The following is an 18,842-nucleotide window of genomic DNA, read 5'->3' as shown; positions in this document are numbered from 1 at the left end:
TTTCAGCGCGCGACGCCCGTTGCAGATTATAAAGGCAACGGGCGTCAATATTATTTTGAAAGTGTGAAATCAAATTCAAGACCGCCACCGTGGCGGTTGCGGACAGTTATGTGACCGTCATGGAATATGACTGCGTTTTTGACAATTGCAAGTCCGAGACCTGTCCCTCCCGCAGAGCGAGAGCGTCCTTTATCCACTCTGTAGAACCGCTCGAACAAATGTTGTATATGCCTGTTTTCGACCCCTGAACCATTGTCAGCAAAAGAGAATGAATAGTCAGCCGGACTTTCGGAAGTCAGACAAAGAGTGACTTTATTGCCGCCACTGTAGGCCATTGCGTTGTCAAGCAGGTTTGAGAAAATCGATTTAAGTATGTCGTGATTCCCGTTGATGATTATATTGGCGGGAATGTCTATCTCAAACTCCATGTATGGGGCTTTGTGGCGTGCGTCGTCGAAACACTCTTGAATTATAGCTGAGAGATTGACCGGAGATTTCTCTATGTGGTTAAATCCGTCCTCCATACGTGTGATTGTTGCGACATCTGTCAGCAGGCTTCTGAGCCTATGGCAATTTTTAAGGGCACGCCTGATGAACTCTTCTCGTTTCGACCGGTCCATGTCGGGATGCGATTCAATGGTTTCGAGACAGACCTGTATGGAGGCAATCGGTGTTTTCAGCTCATGGTTAATGTTGTTGGTCAGCTGTTTTTTGATGCGGATTTTCTCCTTTTCTTCCTTCAGCACTAAAAGATGCTGTCGGTCACATTCGGCATTTGCCTCCTGAAGCTTGGCATAGAGCATGACGATATGGCTTGAAATCTCGCCGAGTTCATCGTCAGGGAATGACTCGTCGGCATAGATGCGCTCGCCGCGTTCGGCTTTTTTTGCGAAATTATTCAGGCGTGTGATGTTTGTGCCGAGCTTTCTCGTGGCGAAATAGGCTACAACGATGAGAATCAGCGTGACTACACACATAAAGTAGATGAACCCCCTGTCGGCTTTGAGAAGTTCCAGAAGAGAAATCGATGTGTAGGGGATGGCGGAGCGTACAATCGTATGGCCGTCATACAAGGCCGAGTAGAAATAAGTCCTGTCGGTTGACTCTGAGTGTCGCCGGAGGGTGTAGCCACTGCCGGTTTTCAATGCCTTGGAGATTTCACTGCGTGTCAGGTGGCTGTCATTGGGGAGTGTGGCGGCTGAGTTGTCGAACTTCACATTGCCGTCAGGACTGATGACCGATACGCGCAGGCTGTCAAACGGAAGTTTCGTCCCGGCAAGAAATTCTTCGGGTGTGATGCCGTCCTTTATAGCTTCGGCCATCTTGGCGTTGAATAGCTGGAGCGATGAATTTAGCTGAATGACTTTAAATGATTTTTCTCTTTCGTACTGAAACGTGAGGAAGCATGCCAGAAGTGCCCATGCAAAGAGAACGAGCAGCAGGAAAAGTTTTTGGCTGTAACGGAGAGAATTATTCACTGAAACCATATCCATAGCCAGAACGGGTTATTATATGATGGCCGTATTCACCCAGACGTTTGCGCAGCCGTGTGATGTGGACATCTACCGTGCGGTCGACTACGACGGCTTCGTTGTGCCACACTATGTTCAGGATTTCTTCGCGCGAGAAGACCCTGTTGCGGTTTGTGAGGAGCAGCTGGAGAATTTCAAGTTCCTTTTTAGGAAGTCTGATTTCGTTTCCGTCGATTTCAAGCCGTTTGGAATTTGTGTCGATGGCAATACCCTGATATTTTACAATGTCGTGGTTGGTGGAGATGTTTCTTGTGCGGCGTAATACTGTTTCAATGCGTGCGAGGACGTTGCGGATGGAATAAGGCTTTGTGATGTAGTCGTCACCGCCGAGTTTCAGTCCGGCAATCATGTCGTCATCATTGTCTTTTGCCGTAAGAAAGATTATAGGTACGTCAGCTGTCTTGGGATTGGCTCTCATGATCTGTGCCATTCTGAAACCACTGATTTCGCCCATCATAACGTCAAGGAGTATGAGGGAGTAGTTTTCAAGGCTGAGTTTCAATGCCTCTTCGGCGCTGTGGGCCACGTCGACATCATAGCCTTCAATTTCAAGATTGAATCTGAGCGCTTCGCAAAGGGTGTCTTCGTCATCGACTACTAATAATTTATGTTGGCTCATTGGTCTGTTCGTGATGGTTTTTGTAATTGCTATATACAACAATGTGTCGACAGGTTGATTGGTTCAGTCAGGATAGACGGCGACTTTTATCACACCGTCAAGTCTGTTTTCAAAAGTCCTGTAGGCCGATTCAATCCGGCTGAGTGGATAGCGGTGGGTTATCATCGCGGTTGTGTCGATGTGGCCTCCGGCAATCAGCCGGAGAATCTCTTCGCAGTCACACCCGTCGACACCGCCGGTCTTGAATGTAAGATTCTTGCCATACATGTCGGGGAGCGGCAGCATCTGTGGAGTGTCATAGAGGGCGACGATGGTTACAATGGCATTAGGCCGTGCGCATTCCCATGCCATACGGAATGTTTCGGCGTTTCCTGCGACCTCAATCACCCTGTCTGCGCCTCCGTGTGAGCTGAGAGTCCTGACTGTTTTCAGGCAGTCTTCAGGGGTGGTGACTGTGACCTGCGGGTAGTGCTGTCTGACGAAATCACGGCGTGTACGGTCAATTTCACATACGACAATGTTGGCAGGATTATGAAGGAGCACGCACTGGAGGGTGCAAAGACCTGTCGGGCCTGCACCGATTATGAGAACGGTGTCATCTGGCGATATTTCCGAAATTCTGGCAGCCCAGTAGCCGGTGGCAAGGATATCGCCGACAAACAGAGCCTGTTCGTCAGTCACATTGTCAGGAATTTTGTTAAGTCCACAGTCGGCGTGCGGAACACGGACGTAATATGTCTGTCCTCCGTCGATCCTGCATCCGAGAGCCCATCCGCCGTCAGGGTCGCTGCAGTTGTTGACAAAACCCTTCTTGCAGAAAAAACACTCACCGCAGAAGGTCTCTACGTTTACTGTCACTCTGTCGCCGGGTTTCACCGAGGTCACCCCACTGCCGACGGATTCAACTATGCCGACCATTTCATGGCCCACGGTAATGCCTTTGACCGCACGCGGGACACTGCCGTGTCTGATATGCAGATCTGAGGAACAGATGCTTGAAAGGGTGACGCGGACTATCGCGTCGTCAGGTGCGGCTATTTCAGGCTTTGGTTTGTCGGTCAGCTCAAAGCGGCCTTTGTCAATGTAGGTATAGGCTTTCATCTCTGTATTATACGTGGTTATTGTGTCGCGTTTACAAAGGTAAGCATTATCCGTGACAAATGTAGCTCTAAGGTTTGTCGTGTTACGCCGGTTTTTACACTATTGCCGATATTTCTACCTTTATTCTTCCGGATGATAATTTATTGAAAAATAAGCTGTAAATTCGCGATATGGAAAGAAAAACAATCAATCTCGATTCAATCGACGCTTATAATAAACTTTATGGCCTGACCACGCGCCATCCGCTTGTCACGGTCATTGATCTGAAAAATGCCGATAAGTGTATCAACCATGTACGTCTGAATTATGGTGTGTATGCCTTGTTCCTTAAAAACAGTGTGGCATGTTCAATCAGATATGGCCGTAAGAAATATGATTATCAGGAGGGGACAGTCGTCAGTTTTTCTCCGGGCCAGATAATAGATGTCGACATGGATGTCGAAGAAATCGCTCCCGATGTGGTCGGATTGATGTTTCATCCCGATTTGATTTACGGGACACCTCTTGCTAATAAAATTTCTTCGTTCAGTTTCTTTGATTTCTCAGAGATGGAATCGCTTCATCTGTCGGAGGAGGAACGGGAAATCTTCCTTGATTGTCTCCACAAGATAGACCGGGAGCTGCAACATTCTGTCGACCACCATTCGGCTGCGTTGCTTTCTGCGAACATACAGTTGCTGCTTGAATATCTTCACCGTTTTTATGACCGCCAGTTCATAACGCGTCATAAGGTTAACTCAGATGTGGTGGCCCAGTTCGAGCAGGCGCTGAAATTGTATTACGACAGTGATGCGAAGAAAAACGGAACTCCGACAGTCGGCTATTTTGCTGACCTTGCGAATCTGACACCGGGATATTTCGGCGAACTGATTAAGAAGGAAACCGGGCTTACTGCAAAGGAGATAATCACCCGTCATGTAATCTCTGTGGCAAAACATCGTCTGTCGGTCAGCAGCGACGATGTCAGTATAGTTGCCTACGACCTCGGATTTGAGTATCCGGCTCATTTCACGCGCCTGTTCAAGCGGGTGGTAGGGCAAAGTCCGAGTGAATACCGCCGGATGATCGAGCAGAATTGAGAAATAATAAGCGGCAAATTGCCGGACTTATGTATTAGGTAGCCCTCAGGTAGCCCTAGACAACAGAATAAAGGTAAATATAAGCAACAAAACGAAGGACCAGCAATTGCTAAGTTGCTGATTCTTCGTTCGTTATTTTCTTTTAGCGTCTTTTGTCTACCGCTGTTTGTACCTCGGAGGGGAATCGAACCCCTATCTGAAAATTAGGAATTTCCCATTCTATCCGTTGAACTACCAAGGCGAAAATTCGATGATGCAAAGGTAGGAATTTTTATGGAATAATGCAATCAATCGGACATGTTTAAACTGTTTTTGGCTTAATTCGAGCCCGGTTTAGGTATATTCTTCACGGCCGTAGGAGGGGTGAGAACGCGATTTTGAATCGTGTCAGACCGTCGGCGGCAGTGGAGAGCGAGAAGCGGCAGCCGTGTTTGTGGAGGACTTCGCTGATAAATAGCAGACCGATGCCATGTCCGTTGACCTTGGTGGAGAAAAATGGACTGAAGAGCATGCTGGCAGTCTCGTCCGAGATTCCGGCACCGTTGTCAGTGACAGTTATCATTGGTGGATTTGATGATGTCGCAACGATTATTCTGCCTTTATAGCCGACTGGTGTGTCGCTGACGGATTGAAATTCGCCGGCATGTCTGCTGTCGATGCTTTCGACAGAATTTTTGATGATATTGATCATCACCTGTTCCATCAGTACCGAATCGAGAAGTACCGGGATGTTATTTGACGACAGATGGAATTCAAGCGATACCAGATGTCCGAGGCAGAGACTTTCAAGCATGATTTCCCATCGGCGCAGCTGTTCGTTGAGATCGGTGGAGATAAGCTCGGCTTCAGGTATCTTGACAACATTAGCGTATGCGGTAATGAAACTGCTCATGTCGTGGCAACGCCCTTCGCAAACGTTTATGACCTCAAGAATATCCGCGTTTTTCTCCTGATTTTCATTCAGAATGGCTTCTGCGGTGGTGAGCATGGAATTGACTCCGGCCATTGTGTTGTTTACTTCATGTGCGATTACGCGGATAACCTTCTCGTAGCTTTTCTTTTCGGCTTTCATCACCTCTTCAGTGAGTTTTTCGATGAGGATGAACGGATGGGCGAATCCTTTGTCCATGAACGAAAGCCGCGAACAGCGGTAAATCATGGAGTCGCTGAGCCTGACTGTCACTGTCTCGCCTTTTGCAAGCCGTGACAGTGATTGGGCAAGCTGGGTGTCGATGTCGGTCAGTCTGAGTCCGGGAATCGGGCTGTCGGGACTTATTTCAAGAAAAGTTCTTGCCGATGGGTTGACACCGGTTATGCGGTTGTTGTCATCGAGAATCACAATACCCATAGGTGAGACATCTATGAGGAGGTCAAGGAAATGGTTTTGCTCGCGCATGCGGAGGCGTTCGGTTTTCAGAGAGTCCATCATGCGGTTGAACATGTCGATAATCATGTCGGATTCGCGTTGGCCGACATGGGCAAGACGACTGCTGAAATCTTGGGCGCGCAGTAGATTGACACCGTTGGTGATGCTGCGGAGTGGTTTCATGATTTTCCAGTAGAAAATAACCATCAGCATCAGTGCGAGCACGCATGAGAGGCGTGCAATCCAGCCGACGATTGAATTATTTTCGCCGGAAATCATGAAGCTTGTCACGATTGAGGCGACAAGCATCATGATGATGAGTATGAAAATCCATCGAACTCTCATAGAGTAATCCCGTATTTTTCTATGCGCCGGTAGAGCGCCTGACGGCTGATGCCGAGCAAGGCGGCCGTCCGTGTGAGGTTACCGCCCGACTGCGCGAGAGCGTTTTCAATCGCGATGCGTTCTTTTGATTCGAGTGTCAATGATTCCTGTATCCCGATTGAGGGTGAGAGGGGTAATCCCGTGTATTGAGCGCGGAAGTCGCTGGCATCGAGATGTGTGGCCGGCGAAACGAGCAGAGTCCGTTCCACAAGGTTTTTAAGCTCACGTATATTACCCGGATAAGGAAGTGATGACAGATAGTCCATCGCTTCTGGCGTTATATCAGGTCTTTCGCGTCCGGAAATATTGCAGTGACGGTCTACCATATAGTCAACAAGCAACGGAATGTCATCGCTGCGTTCGCGCAGCGGAGGGAGTGTGACGGTTATGAGGTTGATACGGTAGAAAAGATCCTCGCGGAATGTCCGGTCGTTGACCATAGCAGGGAGATTGGCGTTTGTGGCACAAATCACGCGCACGTCGGTGCGCCTTGGATGACTGTCGCCGAGCATCTCGTAGGTGTGTTCCTGCAATACGCGGAGCAATTTCACCTGACAGTTGAAATCAAGTTCTCCGATCTCATCGAGAAAGATAGTTCCTCCGTTGGCTACACCGAAACGGCCTTCACGGTCGGCCACAGCACCGGTGAACGCCCCTTTTTTATGGCCGAACATCTCGCTTTCGAAAAGAGACGAGGATATGCCTCCAAGGTTTACTTTGACCATCGAGCCTTCGCGCCGCAGGCTGTTGCGGTGGATAGCTTCGGCAATCAGTTCCTTGCCTGTACCGTTTTCGCCCATGATAAGCACTGGGGCATCGGTAGCGGCTATACGTTCGATGGTGTTGAGGATGTTCATGAGCGCCGGAGAGCGTCCGATGATGAATGAACGGTCGAACTTCGGTCTGGCTGCGTCTGACTCACTGTCGGCCGGTTTGGTACTGTTCAGATCCAACGCGACACAGATACGCTGGAGGAGCGATGCGTTGTCCCACGGTTTGGTGATGAAGTCGAATGCTCCGGAATGGATTCCTTCGACAGCGAGAGGGATACTTCCCCATGCGGTCATGAGTATGACCGGGACATCGGGATGGAAGACTTTCATCTGTTTTAGCAGCGTCAGCCCCTCGTCGCCGGATGTTGCGCGCGAGAAGTTCATGTCGAGCAATACGAGCTCGGGTTTAGCTGAGCGCACGACAGTCATGGCTTCTTTAGGGTTGGAAGCCATGACTACTTCATAGCCGTTGCGTGTCAGCAATAACCGCAACGATAGTCGAATGCCCGGGTCATCATCTACAATTAGAATCATGATGCAAATTTACAATTTAATATTAACGTAATAATGAGAAAATGATTTTTTGTCTTGGATTTATACCGTGACTAAGCGATGGCGTGTGTTTTCGTGAAGATGGGAGAGTAACAGGATTGCCGGAAAAGAATCCGGTTATGAGGCGTGGTGGTTCAGGTCAGTTACGGACTATGGCATCGATGTCGCGGTCAATGCCGGTGTTGGTCGAGAAATCCCAGAGAGCAACGCTGCGTAGCTGGTAGTAGTAGTTCCAGTAGAGATAGAGCTGGTTGATGTATGCCTGCCGGCTTTCGTCTTTGCTGACCTGAGAGTCGTTGAGGTCGAGAGTGGATATCTTGCCGATGAGAAATGTCTCGACGTTGGTGTCATAGCGACGCTGAGCTATCGTGTCGGCACGAAGAGCGTTTTCAAGCTGTTGGCGCTGGTTGTTGAAACGTTCGACGAGTATGAATATATTCTGGTCGAAGTCCATCTGTTCTTTTCGCAGACGGCTTGTCACCACATCGCGGTTGCTCTCGCTCACTTTTACCTGTCCGCGCCGTTTGCCCCAGTCAAGAATCGGTATTTTAAATCCCATTTCAACCACTTGGTTGTCTTTAAGACGGTCGTAGGCAAGTCCCATTTTATCAGCCGTCCCTGTATAACCGATCTGTGCGTAGAGTGTTATCTGGCGCTGGCTGCCTTTGGCGCGGGCTACCTCATAGTCGGCCTCAAGCTGGCGGCGACGGATATTTTTGGAAAAACTATTGTTGGCATGTGCTTTTTCAAGCACGTCATCGTAATTTACAAGTGCGTATGGAATTTCGGCAGGGACAACCGGATCGAGCGTAACGTCGGCTTCAATGTCGAGGAATGCACGCAGCTGGAACATGTCGGACTTATACTGGCTTTCGCAATCCGTCAGGCTTGAACGTGCATTGAGCAGATTGAGCTCCAGTTGAAGTAGGTCGTTTTTGCTTATCTGTCCCATGTCGCGCTTGGCTTTTGCAACCTCATAGAGCTTTTCGGCGTTAGCGAGATTCTGGTTGGCAATATTGACATTTTCTTTTGACAGCAGCAGCGAGAAGTAGTAGTTGATGGCCGTCATGGCCACCTGTTCGGTCGCGCTGATGAATTTGGCCTTGGCCTCGGCATAGCGCACCGGCTCGATGCGGCGGTTCCACTTGATATTGTTTACTCCGAAAATCGGCTGGGAGAGTGTCAGCGCGACGGGGATGGACATGAAGCGGTTATATTTCGCTCCGTCAAGCTGCTTGAGAAAGTCGAGCGACGTGTTGAGTGACAGCATTCCGCCTGTCAGCCATATATTCTGGTCGATTGATACTTCACCCGACATCTGGAGGTTGTTGTTGCGGACGAAGGTATATGATCCGTCTTCAAGCTGATAGGCGCTATAGCTCTTCCGATAGGAGGGGACTGTAGCGTTAAAGTTGATTTCAGGGAGAAGGTCGGCGCGATATGTCCGGTAGGTCCAGTAGGCCGTGCGCAGCTCGTTGAGAGCAACGGCGGCATCGACGCTACTGCTGCGGGCGCGGAGTATGGCTTCGTCGAGTGTTATGGTCCGCGTGGTTTCTCCGCTTGCACCCGCAGTCATCGAGACTGCGAGCGCGAGGGATAACATTAACTGTCGGAAGATCTTCATATATAGAGGTATTAAAAGCTGTTATGATATCTATGGTTATGGCATGTCGGCCTGTTATTCTGACATAAGGGCTTTGGCCGGAGCGATTTTCATAGCCCGGTTGGCCGGAATCATGATTCCGAGGACTATCATCAGAGCCATGAATGCAGATGAAATCAGAATGCAGCCAATGAAGCGCAGAGGATCGAAAAACGCTCCGTTATAATAGCTGTTGAGCTCGAAATGGGCGATAATCCAGTCGATGACAGCAGCAATCGGTGTCACGATTAGCAGGAGCAGAAGCCCTTCGCCTATCACACGACGGAAAATGTCGGAGCGAGTAGCACCGTTTGCTTTACGTATGGCTATTTCTGGGACACGCTGCCGGGTGCGGAACCAGAAAGAGCCGAGCAGCCCGAGGAAAATATTTATGGCAAGGAAGAGCGCTCCGACTAAATAGTTGCGCATTTCCGAACTCTCGCTGCGCTGATGGATGGTGCGTATGTCATCAAACGATCTGACTGAGGCGATGTAGTAGTTGCCGATGCGGAAGTGACGGTCGGCATCATTCATCAGATTTTCGATAAAATCTTTGTCCATGTTGTCGCGCACACGGACAAACATCTCGTTGAGTGACCTATAGTATTCCTTTGGATATGGCATAATCATTGAGGCTGCCCATTCGAGAGCGCTGTAGTCATCATAGCGTGTCGGGACGTAGGAGGCTTTCAGCACGAGTGTATCATTATTTGCACCGTTGTAGAAATCTTTGCCGAAAAACTCGTTCATGTGTTCTATACCGTAGCCGCGTTTGAACGCATTGTCCGAAATGATGAATCCGTTGCGTTCTTCAAGAATTTCAGCGAGTTTCTCCGGGCTTTCCCCGTTAGCGCCATGTATGCGGAACACTTTTGGGAACTCAGGAGAGACGTAGCGGCGGACGAGATAGCCTGCTGCGGTGGTGTTGAACGTATCGCAGGCCATATAAGTTCCGGAATTTGAACTGTTGTAGAAATAGGCATTCTGTCCCATTGCCACACATTCGATTTCAGGGCGTTTTTCCAGACGGTCGATAAATGTCAGCAGGTCGGCATTCGCTTCCTCGTATGTCTGGTCAGGTATGAAGTCGGGACTTTGGCTTGAAAGCTGTGAATAGTCGATGAGGTAGCAGTGATCGGTGTCGAAACCGCGCGGTTCGTTGAGTATGGCTGTCTTGCAGAAAATATTGTCAGTGATATACCACATTACCACACTGACAATCAGCAGCTCGATGCCGAGCCACAGATTCGAGCGCCATTCGTTGCGTATTTGTTTTAGTAGTTTTCGTTTCATTGTTTTGGATGTAATAGTTGACTATCATTTGCCGGAGAGGGCGTTGACAATATTCGTGCGCGAGGCTTGCCATGCCGGAAGTCCTGTACTGAGAAGATTGAGGAAGAAACAGAAGAGCATGGCCCATCCGAATGTAGACCAATGGATGAGTGTCCCGAGGTTTATTCCTGTCAGAGATAGTGATGAACAGCCGTGGGATGGCATGAAGATCGTTCCGCCCCAGATGGTGGCGAATACGAGACTTAGGGCAAATCCGATGATGCCGGCAATCAGTGTTATGATAAGATTCTCGATAAATATGTCAGTCACGATTTCCCGGCGTTTTGCTCCGAAAGCGCGGCGGACACCTATTTCTTCGCGTCTGCGCTGGAGACGGCTATGGGTCATGCTGCTGAGGTTGACAGCGGGGACAATTAGGAGGATGAGGTAGACAATCAGCCGTGTGCGGTACACTTTGCCCATATCCGGAGTGGAGTTTGCCCACGGTGTGTTGACTGTGACTTCCTGTGTGTAGGGACGGTCGCGCGGTATGAATTCCCATCCGTCTGTTTTTGCTTCGTCACCGAGTTTTGCAAACAGGCGGTTGTACTCCTCGCGTATGGCAGGAAAATCGGACGGGTCTTTGGCAAGAATCACCGCACTAAGCAGTCCCATGTAGCTACACCAGCTGCTGTTGGCTGTGTTTGTGGTGGTAAACGGCACCCAGACTTCGGCATAGGCAAGCAGGGCGAGATTGGTGACATCTCTGACGACTCCGCTGACACGGTAAGGGGCATGGTTTATGTTGAATTCACGACCTGTGACATCTGTCGAACCGAAAAGACGGCGGGCGGTCGACTCGTTGATGACTGCCATCGGTATGGCTGATTCGAAATCGGCTTTGGTGAATGGTTTGCCTGAAATGAAATTGAAGTCCATAACATCGAAGAAACCGTTGTCGACATCACGCTTTTCCGCTCCGAAAGCCGGCTTTTCGGACACGGAGAGTGATGCTACACTCGGACTTCCCACAAATGCGGTCACGGCTTCAGGTGTTTCCATTTCATAGAATACGGCTTTGACGGTGTTGTAGGCAAGAGGTCCGTTTGATGAATTGTCTTCACCCCAAGCCTTGTTTTTTATTGAACCGTACCTTTGCACGAGCCAGCGGTCGCGGTTGCTTTCCGGTGAATAGGGCGCAGTTTTGATTTCCTGCATCATGACCACTATCATGATGAGGAATATGGCGAGGGCTGTGCCGATTACGCTAACGGAGCTGACCACCGGCTGCTGGCGCATCGAGACCCATGCCTGTCTGATATAATTGGTTTTCATTTGTGTATATGTGGAAGGTGATAATGCACGGTGTTTTACATAACCTGACGGCCGTCAAAGAAGCGGATGATGCGATCGGTCAGTTTGGCTTGTTCTTCATTGTGGGTCACCATCATGATTGTGCGTCCGTCGTCCTTGTTGAGCGAGTGGAGAAGGTCCATGACCTCAGCTCCCATTTTGGAATCAAGGTTACCGGTCGGTTCGTCGGCAAGGATGATTTCGGGATTTCCGACAATAGCACGGGCGATGGCCACGCGCTGGCATTGTCCGCCGGAGAGCTGCGAGGGCATGTGGCGCATGCGGTGGCTGAGACCTACGCGGTCAAGTACCTCGCGGACGCGACGGAAACGTTCTGATGCGCTCATGGAACGGTAGATAAGCGGGAGTTCTACGTTGTCGAGAACATTGAGCGAGTTGATGAGGTGGAAGCTCTGGAAGACGAAACCGAGTTTTGCGTTGCGGAATGCGGCAAGGCGATTGTCGCTCATTTTCCTGAGGGTTGTTCCGTCGATGCTGACTGTTCCGCTGGTCGGGGTGTCGAGTAGACCGACAATGTTGAGCAGTGTTGACTTTCCACAGCCTGAAGGGCCCATTACGCTGACAAATTCGCCTTTTTCGATAGCGATGTTTACGTTTTCGAGTGCGAGAGTCTCAATTTCGTCGGTACGATAGATTTTGTTTACTGAATTCAGTTCGATGATAGCCATAGTTTTTTGTTTAAGTTCATAATCCATAATGCACAATGCTCGATTATACGGTTTTCGGCTTCCTTATGCCATGAATTATGACGCGGTTAAATAATTGATTGAGGATGGGAAATGTTGATTATTTTGGGCGTTTGAAAATATCGATTTTAAGATTGAAGTCTGGGTTCCGCTCAGCTTGCGACGATGATATGGGTTATTCATCGCGCAATGCGTCGACAGGGTTTATGCGGGCTATTTTGCCGGCAGGGATATAGATGCCGAGGAGAACACAGGTGAGCATTATGGAGTAGATTATGAGAGAGACGACTGAGAAGTGAATTGTGAAATCATCTATCCATGTCGGTGTCATCTGTCTCAGGATGGATGACGGTGCATCGCTGAATGAATAGGCAAGTTGCGCAAGACTTTCGTCTTTGATATATAGCCAGTAGAGAAAACAGCCGAAAATCCATGCCAAGGTCGTGATGACGAATCCTTCGCCGAGCATTTCGCGCACGATGAATCCGCGTGAGGCTCCGAAGGTGCGCATGACACCGGTCTCCTCGCTACGTTTGCGGGTCTGAAGGTAGAATGTGCCCACCATGCAGAGAAGAATGTTGACAAAGAAGAACAACGCGATTGACATGGAGATGAAATCCTGATTGTTCATGTCGCGCGACATTATTTCATTCTTTTCTTTAAAGCTCTGCAAAGAGTGGGAATATATGTTGCCTGAACGGATTTCCGTGGCAACTACCGGGGAAAAATCCTCGATGAATTTGCTGACATCGACTCCGGCTTTGAGACGGATGACAGGCTGGATGGATGTGATGCCGCCATTGCGGACAATGTCGCGTGTTTTACGAGTCTTATATACAATAGGTGTAATGGCAAGATCCGGGCGATAGATGACATCGTTGACTACTCCGACGATTCCGCTGAGTTTTTCCGGCTTGTGTTTTTTGTCATTCTCTTCGAGAAAGCGGCCTACGGCATTTTCACCGGGAAAGAGATAGTCAGCGACGCTTTTTGAGATAATCAGATCGCGACCTGACATTGAAGTCTCGTCATAGATTTTACCTGTATTGGCATCAGTGATGCCGAAGGTCTTGAAGAAATCGGTCTCTGGCCAGAACTGTACGACAAAATAGAAGCCGTCTTCGTTTTCACGTCCCGACGGCAGGGAATTGACATTGACTGACCCGCTCAGGGGTGAGAGGTCGTTGACAAATGTCGCAGATTCGACACGCGCGTCTGAACGCACACGGTCGAGGATGCGGTTGAGATGGCCGAGGGCGATTTCCGCACGTCGGTCAATGTCAGTATTTTCGGTTTCGTCGCTTTCGCCGTCGTGAGGCTTTTGGGAAAGTTGGAATGACACGAGGCGGTCGAGGTCGTAGCCTGTCGGGATTGTCTTCTTGTATGTGTTGACGACAACTTTGTCGAGCACTGTCCATGATATGAGTGCGACAAGGCAAAGCTCAATGAAAATCCAGCAGTAACGTCCGCGACGGGCAAGAAGGTTTTTATAAATCAGTTTAAGCATGGCGGATAATCAGCGTTTTGAGTTAAGAGATGATATTATGGGACGCCGGAGGGACAGGCGTACCGGGATATAGGCCGAGAGAAGATTGAGCATGATGCAGAGGAGCAAGGCTGCGATGAAGACGAGCGGTGCAAACATCATCTCAGTGCTGATTTCGGCCGGAGCGTCGATACATTCCCACGCCGGGATGATGAGCTTCAATAGCATATTGCGTCCGAACGCAATTATAATCCATGCGATTGCAAATCCGATAATACCGCCGAAAAGGGTTAGGATAAGGTTTTCGAACATCACTTGCCGGGTGAGGTGTCCGCGTGTAGCTCCGAAGCTGCGGCGCACACCGATTTCGGCAAGACGCCGGTCCATCTGTCCGCCTATCATGCCGCTGATGTTGATGGCGGGAATTATTAGCAACAAGAGGAGTGTGATAAGCAACGGTTTCAGGTATTCAGTCATTGAAAGATTCTCGCCGTTGCTGCGCTGGGAGAGGATTCGGACGGTATGGCTTATGGGAGCACTCTGTATATCGAGCCGCTGGCCTGTGGAATCGGCCGCGTTGATACGCCGGACTTTTTCGGTCAGCTCCTCACGGAATCTTTCGGCCTGTCTGCTGTCTTTGAACTTGATGGGCACAGAGTAGTAGCCGAGGTAGTCGCATTTGTCGCCCTTTAATGAAGTGTTGTCTGATTTCGTGCGGATTGTATAAGGGCGGAATACGTTGGCGTATGACATATAGGCTACAGGATTGCCGCTACGCACTATTCCGACTATTCTGTAGGGTTTGTAGCTTATTGATATTTCTTTGCCTATGGCCTGTTCGGGGTCTCCGAACAGACGGTCGGCAACCGAGGAGTCGACGACTATGTTATTGATGGCTGATTCGGTCTCGGCTTCGTTGAACGGGCGTCCGACGACGAACTCATAGGAGTAGAGTCTAAAAAAATCAGGATTCGTGTCAATGATATTGACACTGAAGTCGCCGCTCTGGTCGGGAGGCTGGATGAAGCCTTGCTTTTGGAAGACGATTGTCGAATATTCTATATTCTTGGACTTTTCAACAAATTCGCGTACAAACGGTATTCCGACTGATGATTGATTCATCGCACCTGTCTTGTCGTTGCGGACGGTGAGATTGTTGATATAATATGTCGACGAGCGGTTATATTCAGGATAGAGCGGGGCGAGGTGGACATAGTAGATAATGGCGAATATCATGGTAAATGCCACGGCGAAGGCCACACCGCCGACATAGAGCGATGTAAAGCCCGGATTTGCACGGGATTCGACCAGAAGCTGTTTTAATGACGATTTTAACTGCATGGGAGTGGGGCTTATTGTTGATGTGATATGGTCATGTAGAGGTGAGAGATTTATTTCACTTTGATTGTGTTGGAATTGCCGAAGCGTTTCATGTCGCTGATGACCACGCGGTCGCCAGGTTCAAGTCCGCTGATGATTTCGACAAACTCAAAATTGCTGTCGCCGAGCTTTACGGTACGGCGCGTCAGCTCATTGTCTCCATTGAAGACGTATAGATCATAAGAGCCGGGGCCGGTGTAGAAAGAGCCGTTTTTGATTCGCTTCACATCTTCCATTACATCACACATTATATATACGTCGGTTTTCAGACCTGAGCGTAGCCGATGGTTTGCGTCATCGTCGAGACGCACGGTGAACGATATGACACCATTGCGGGAGAGCGGCGTTACGTTGCTGACGATTCCCGGCATTCGTTCCCGGCCTATGCGGACAACAGCTTTAGAACCGACACGTATGCGGTCGCCGTAAGAGTCGGCCAGTTCGCCGTCGACCTTGAAGTGGCTCAGGTCGGAAATGATGGCGATTTTTTCACCTTCGGAGATTTTCTGGCCGATCTGGTCGTTGATGAATGTGAGTGTCGCACGGCGTGGGGCACGTATCTGGGCATCACTGAGTGTACGGCTCATTTCACCGAGGTTTTTTTCAGCAATGTTGATGTCGAGATTCTTGACATTAAGCCCTGCGTCAGTTACGCGGTGTTCGTTGGCAAGCTGTTGGCGCATCTGTTCGAGTTCAAGACGGCCGGTGTTGTAGGCAAGTTCGGCCTGATGCACACGGTCGCCTGTCCCTGAGCCGAGGCTGTCGAGGTAGCGTTCGTTACGGAGTTCGACTTCAAGACGGTTGACGCTCATTTCCTTTACTTTGACTTGCATGGCCAGATCGCTGACACGGGTTGAATTGTTGACTTTCTGCTGTTCAAGTTCATAGCGTTTCATTTCTATCTGGTCTTTGAGCTTGTTGAGTTCTGTTTCGGTGCTCTGTAGGTCGAGCCGGAGTAGGGGAGTACCCATGTCGACACTGTCGCCGGCCTTGCAATATACTTCCATTATCCGTGTACTGATCGGGGAATTGATGATTTCTTCAAATGCCGGGACTACACTGCCTGAACCCGTGACTGTTGTCTCGATTGTTCCACGGTCGACAGTCGTTGTCATAAGGTCGTCGCGATTGACGCTCGCCTTAAGCGAAATCATAATTACCGCGAAGATTATTATCACCGCGACTATACCTATTATATAAGGGATTATTTTTTTGCGCCGTGCTTTGGTCCGTTCTGCTTTAGTGAGTTCTCTGTCCATCTTTTCAGAAGTAAAAATAATGTGTGAATGATTTTTTATTTGTTATGGTGTATAATATAGCATTTATCGTGCCAAAGTGGTATGTAGCTGATTTATAATATGTAGCTGATTTGATTATTGTCCGAATACGGACGGTTTTGTCCGATTGTTGATTATTGATGCGGACACCGTACACTCTGTCATGCGGTAATTTTAACGATATTGTAAACTATTTGGCTCTTATTGGTATTATAATTGTAAAATCATCACGTTTATGTCGACCTCACGTCCAATTACATTTGACCGGGTGATGCGCTTCCTGTTTGCCGCACTCGTCATTGCGGGTATAATATGGCTCGTAGATATTTTGCGCAATGTTTTGTTGCCTTTCTTTCTGGCATGCCTCATTTCATATATTCTGCAGCCGATTGTCGAATTCTGTATGACCCGGCTGCACATCCGTTGGCGTATTGTGGCGATCTTCTTGACATTGATTGCCGTTGGCGGGATTATATTCGGGCTGGCCTACATGTTTGTTCCGTCAATAGTGAAAGAGATTCATCAGATGGGGACTCTCATAAATGACTATGCTAAACGTGGCGATCCTATACCCTTGCTTCCGAAAAATATCCACGATTATCTTGTCAGCCGATTTGACGACGCTACTATGCAGAGCCTGCTTGAAAATCAGCATTTCGAGACATTGATCACCAAGGGGACATCGTTTATTTCAGCTTCGATAAGTTTTCTGCTCCACACACTTGAGTGGTTTCTGACATTCATCTATGTTATTTTCATTCTCCTTGACTACCGTCAGTTGATGAAGGGCTTCGCCTTGATAATCCCACCTAAATATCGCCCGGTAGCCAATAAAGTTGGTAATGATATAAAGAACAGTATGAACCGCTACTTCCGCGGGCAGGCCGTGTTGGCTCTGTGTGCGGCAGTGTTCTACTGTATAGGTTTTTCGATTGTCGGCATCCCTCTGGCTATTGTGCTGGGTATCCTTGTCGGGGTTCTGTATATGATTCCATATTTTCAGTACATCACTGTTATCCCTGTAGCTTTTGTGTGTCTCATATCCTCGATGGGAGGAGAGGTGACTTTCTGGACTGAATTCAGCAAATGTCTGCTTGTCTATGTCATAAGCCAGAGTATATGTGACTATGTGCTTACTCCTAAGATCATGGGAAAGGCTATGGGGCTTAATCCGGCGATAATATTGCTGTCGTTGTCAGTGTGGGGGACTTTGCTTGGTCTTATAGGAATGATCATAGCCCTTCCGCTTACGACTCTCCTTATATCATATTATGGGGAATATGTCATCGGTCATGACAGTGTGACAGCTGATGATTGTCATCCCCCAAAAGGTAAATAGGAGATAATGATAAATTACTATTCCGATATTAACAGAAATTAATAAATATATAAAAGCTTGATTAGCTGTCATTTGCCTGCTTTGTGCGATAGTTGTATTGAAATTTTACATAAAAAGTTTCAAAATAATTTGCACAGTTCAAAAAAACGCCCTAACTTTGCACACGTCAAAAGGAAATAAGTCACGAAAGATGACCAAGCGAGGGCATCGGCTCGAAACCTTGATGACGTAATGGAGAGATGGCAGAGTGGTCGATTGCGGCGGTCTTGAAAACCGTTGAGGGTCACACCTCCGGGGGTTCGAATCCCTCTCTCTCCGCTTGGAACAATCCCAATCCCCTGTAAATCCTTGATTTACAGGGGATTTTCTTTTGGATGCAATGCCAAGATTTGACACTGTTAGGCCATTGTTAGACAGAGTTGCCTAACAAAAACCTAACAGAAAAATCGGCAAACCTCAAATTGTTAGGTTTTTCAGTATAACAAACTGATTTGTCGTCATTTGGCAATGATTTGTCTACTCATACCTCAGAGTAATCAATTAACTTTGCGTTCGATTACCAATTGGATATGAGCCTACGGAGACAAATATCGGGATAGTTAAATATCCTTAACGCCTTTTTGCTCATTCCTGTTGGGGATCGCCACAAAAAATCCCAAACAAATCAAAAAGACGTATGAGTAAAAGCACCCTCAAAATCCGTTTCTTCCTGCGAAGAAACCATGTCTATGCAGACGGAACGTGCTGCATCATGACAAGAATCACCATCAACGGAGAGAACACTAATTTCAGTTCTAAACTGAATGTCAATCCCAAACTGTGGGACACCAAGCAAGGCAAGGTCAGCGGCAAATCAAAAGTTGCCACTGAATTGAATGGACTTATGTCTGATATGGAGTCATCAATTCGTCAGATGTACTTCGATAGTACAACCGTCCGCGACAGCAGGTATAGCTTAAAAAAATAGCCGTCCAGGTTTT

15 protein-coding genes and 2 tRNA genes are annotated in these 18,842 nt (G+C 48.5%); 4 read left to right on the top strand and 13 right to left on the bottom strand.

The annotated features are described in order from the left end of the window. Nucleotides 1-50: 50 nt before the first annotated feature. The 3 genes from E7747_RS15685 to E7747_RS15675 all read right to left on the bottom strand — a co-directional run bounded on the left by E7747_RS15685 (nucleotide 51) and on the right by E7747_RS15675 (nucleotide 3,252). Complete coding sequence (locus E7747_RS15685; protein ID WP_228449206.1) at nucleotides 51-1,493, bottom strand: HAMP domain-containing sensor histidine kinase; 1,443 nt, start codon at nucleotides 1,491-1,493, stop codon at nucleotides 51-53. Beyond that, a complete protein-coding gene (locus E7747_RS15680) occupies nucleotides 1,471-2,151 on the bottom strand; it encodes a response regulator transcription factor (RefSeq protein ID WP_123613334.1) in 681 nt (226 codons plus the stop codon). Before E7747_RS15680 ends, E7747_RS15685 begins: the two co-directional genes overlap by 23 nt. Before the next feature lie 63 nt (nucleotides 2,152-2,214). After that, a complete protein-coding gene (locus tag E7747_RS15675) occupies nucleotides 2,215-3,252 on the bottom strand; it encodes an alcohol dehydrogenase (protein WP_136416926.1) in 1,038 nt (345 codons plus the stop codon). A 170-nt stretch (nucleotides 3,253-3,422) separates the two neighbouring features. On the opposite strand from E7747_RS15675, the gene E7747_RS15670 reads away from it, so the two are divergent. Further along, a complete protein-coding gene (locus tag E7747_RS15670; RefSeq protein WP_136416924.1) occupies nucleotides 3,423-4,331 on the top strand; it encodes a helix-turn-helix domain-containing protein in 909 nt (302 codons plus the stop codon). A 169-nt stretch (nucleotides 4,332-4,500) separates the two neighbouring features. Here the strand turns inward: E7747_RS15670 and E7747_RS15665 are convergent. The 10 genes from E7747_RS15665 to E7747_RS15620 all read right to left on the bottom strand — a co-directional run bounded on the left by E7747_RS15665 (nucleotide 4,501) and on the right by E7747_RS15620 (nucleotide 16,505). Beyond that, nucleotides 4,501-4,572, bottom strand: a tRNA-Arg gene (locus E7747_RS15665). A 105-nt stretch (nucleotides 4,573-4,677) separates the two neighbouring features. Continuing rightward, nucleotides 4,678-6,042, bottom strand: coding sequence for a sensor histidine kinase (locus E7747_RS15660; RefSeq protein WP_136416922.1), 1,365 nt, complete (start codon nucleotides 6,040-6,042; stop codon nucleotides 4,678-4,680). After that, nucleotides 6,039-7,388 (bottom strand): sigma-54-dependent transcriptional regulator, encoded by a 1,350-nt coding sequence (locus tag E7747_RS15655; RefSeq protein ID WP_136416920.1) that lies wholly within the window; start codon nucleotides 7,386-7,388, stop codon nucleotides 6,039-6,041. Before E7747_RS15655 ends, E7747_RS15660 begins: the two co-directional genes overlap by 4 nt. 157 nt (nucleotides 7,389-7,545) lie before the next feature. Further along, nucleotides 7,546-9,030, bottom strand: coding sequence for a TolC family protein (locus tag E7747_RS15650; RefSeq protein ID WP_123615841.1), 1,485 nt, complete (start codon nucleotides 9,028-9,030; stop codon nucleotides 7,546-7,548). 54 nt (nucleotides 9,031-9,084) lie between these two features. Then, a complete protein-coding gene (locus E7747_RS15645; RefSeq protein WP_136416918.1) occupies nucleotides 9,085-10,341 on the bottom strand; it encodes an ABC transporter permease in 1,257 nt (418 codons plus the stop codon). A gap of 24 nt (nucleotides 10,342-10,365) precedes the next feature. Further along, the gene (locus tag E7747_RS15640; RefSeq protein WP_136416916.1) at nucleotides 10,366-11,655 is read right to left on the bottom strand and encodes an ABC transporter permease; all 1,290 of its coding nucleotides are present in this window, start codon (nucleotides 11,653-11,655) and stop codon (nucleotides 10,366-10,368) included. Nucleotides 11,656-11,690: 35 nt separating this feature from the next. Next, nucleotides 11,691-12,362, bottom strand: coding sequence for an ABC transporter ATP-binding protein (locus E7747_RS15635; RefSeq protein ID WP_394366309.1), 672 nt, complete (start codon nucleotides 12,360-12,362; stop codon nucleotides 11,691-11,693). 193 nt (nucleotides 12,363-12,555) lie between these two features. Then, complete coding sequence (locus tag E7747_RS15630; RefSeq protein WP_123615844.1) at nucleotides 12,556-13,887, bottom strand: FtsX-like permease family protein; 1,332 nt, start codon at nucleotides 13,885-13,887, stop codon at nucleotides 12,556-12,558. A gap of 9 nt (nucleotides 13,888-13,896) precedes the next feature. After that, nucleotides 13,897-15,207 (bottom strand): ABC transporter permease, encoded by a 1,311-nt coding sequence (locus E7747_RS15625; RefSeq protein ID WP_136416914.1) that lies wholly within the window; start codon nucleotides 15,205-15,207, stop codon nucleotides 13,897-13,899. A 50-nt stretch (nucleotides 15,208-15,257) separates the two neighbouring features. After that, nucleotides 15,258-16,505 (bottom strand): efflux RND transporter periplasmic adaptor subunit, encoded by a 1,248-nt coding sequence (locus E7747_RS15620; protein WP_136416913.1) that lies wholly within the window; start codon nucleotides 16,503-16,505, stop codon nucleotides 15,258-15,260. Between the two features lie 253 nt (nucleotides 16,506-16,758). Here E7747_RS15620 and E7747_RS15615 point away from each other — a divergent pair, with 253 nt between their 5' ends. The 3 genes from E7747_RS15615 (at nucleotide 16,759) to E7747_RS15605 (ending at nucleotide 18,829) form a co-directional block, all read left to right on the top strand. Beyond that, nucleotides 16,759-17,862, top strand: a complete 1,104-nt coding sequence (locus E7747_RS15615; protein ID WP_136416911.1) for an AI-2E family transporter — start codon at nucleotides 16,759-16,761, stop codon at nucleotides 17,860-17,862. 233 nt (nucleotides 17,863-18,095) lie between these two features. Next, nucleotides 18,096-18,180: transfer RNA gene (locus E7747_RS15610), tRNA-Ser, on the top strand. A gap of 358 nt (nucleotides 18,181-18,538) precedes the next feature. After that, nucleotides 18,539-18,829 (top strand): Arm DNA-binding domain-containing protein, encoded by a 291-nt coding sequence (locus E7747_RS15605; protein ID WP_136416909.1) that lies wholly within the window; start codon nucleotides 18,539-18,541, stop codon nucleotides 18,827-18,829. Nucleotides 18,830-18,842: the final 13 nt, after the last annotated feature.

It is taken from the genome of Duncaniella dubosii (assembly GCF_004803915.1).
GTDB lineage: Bacteria > Bacteroidota > Bacteroidia > Bacteroidales > Muribaculaceae > Duncaniella > Duncaniella dubosii.
The sequence above is the reverse complement of the archived record's forward strand: the minus strand, read 5'-3'. Positions and strand labels throughout refer to the sequence as shown.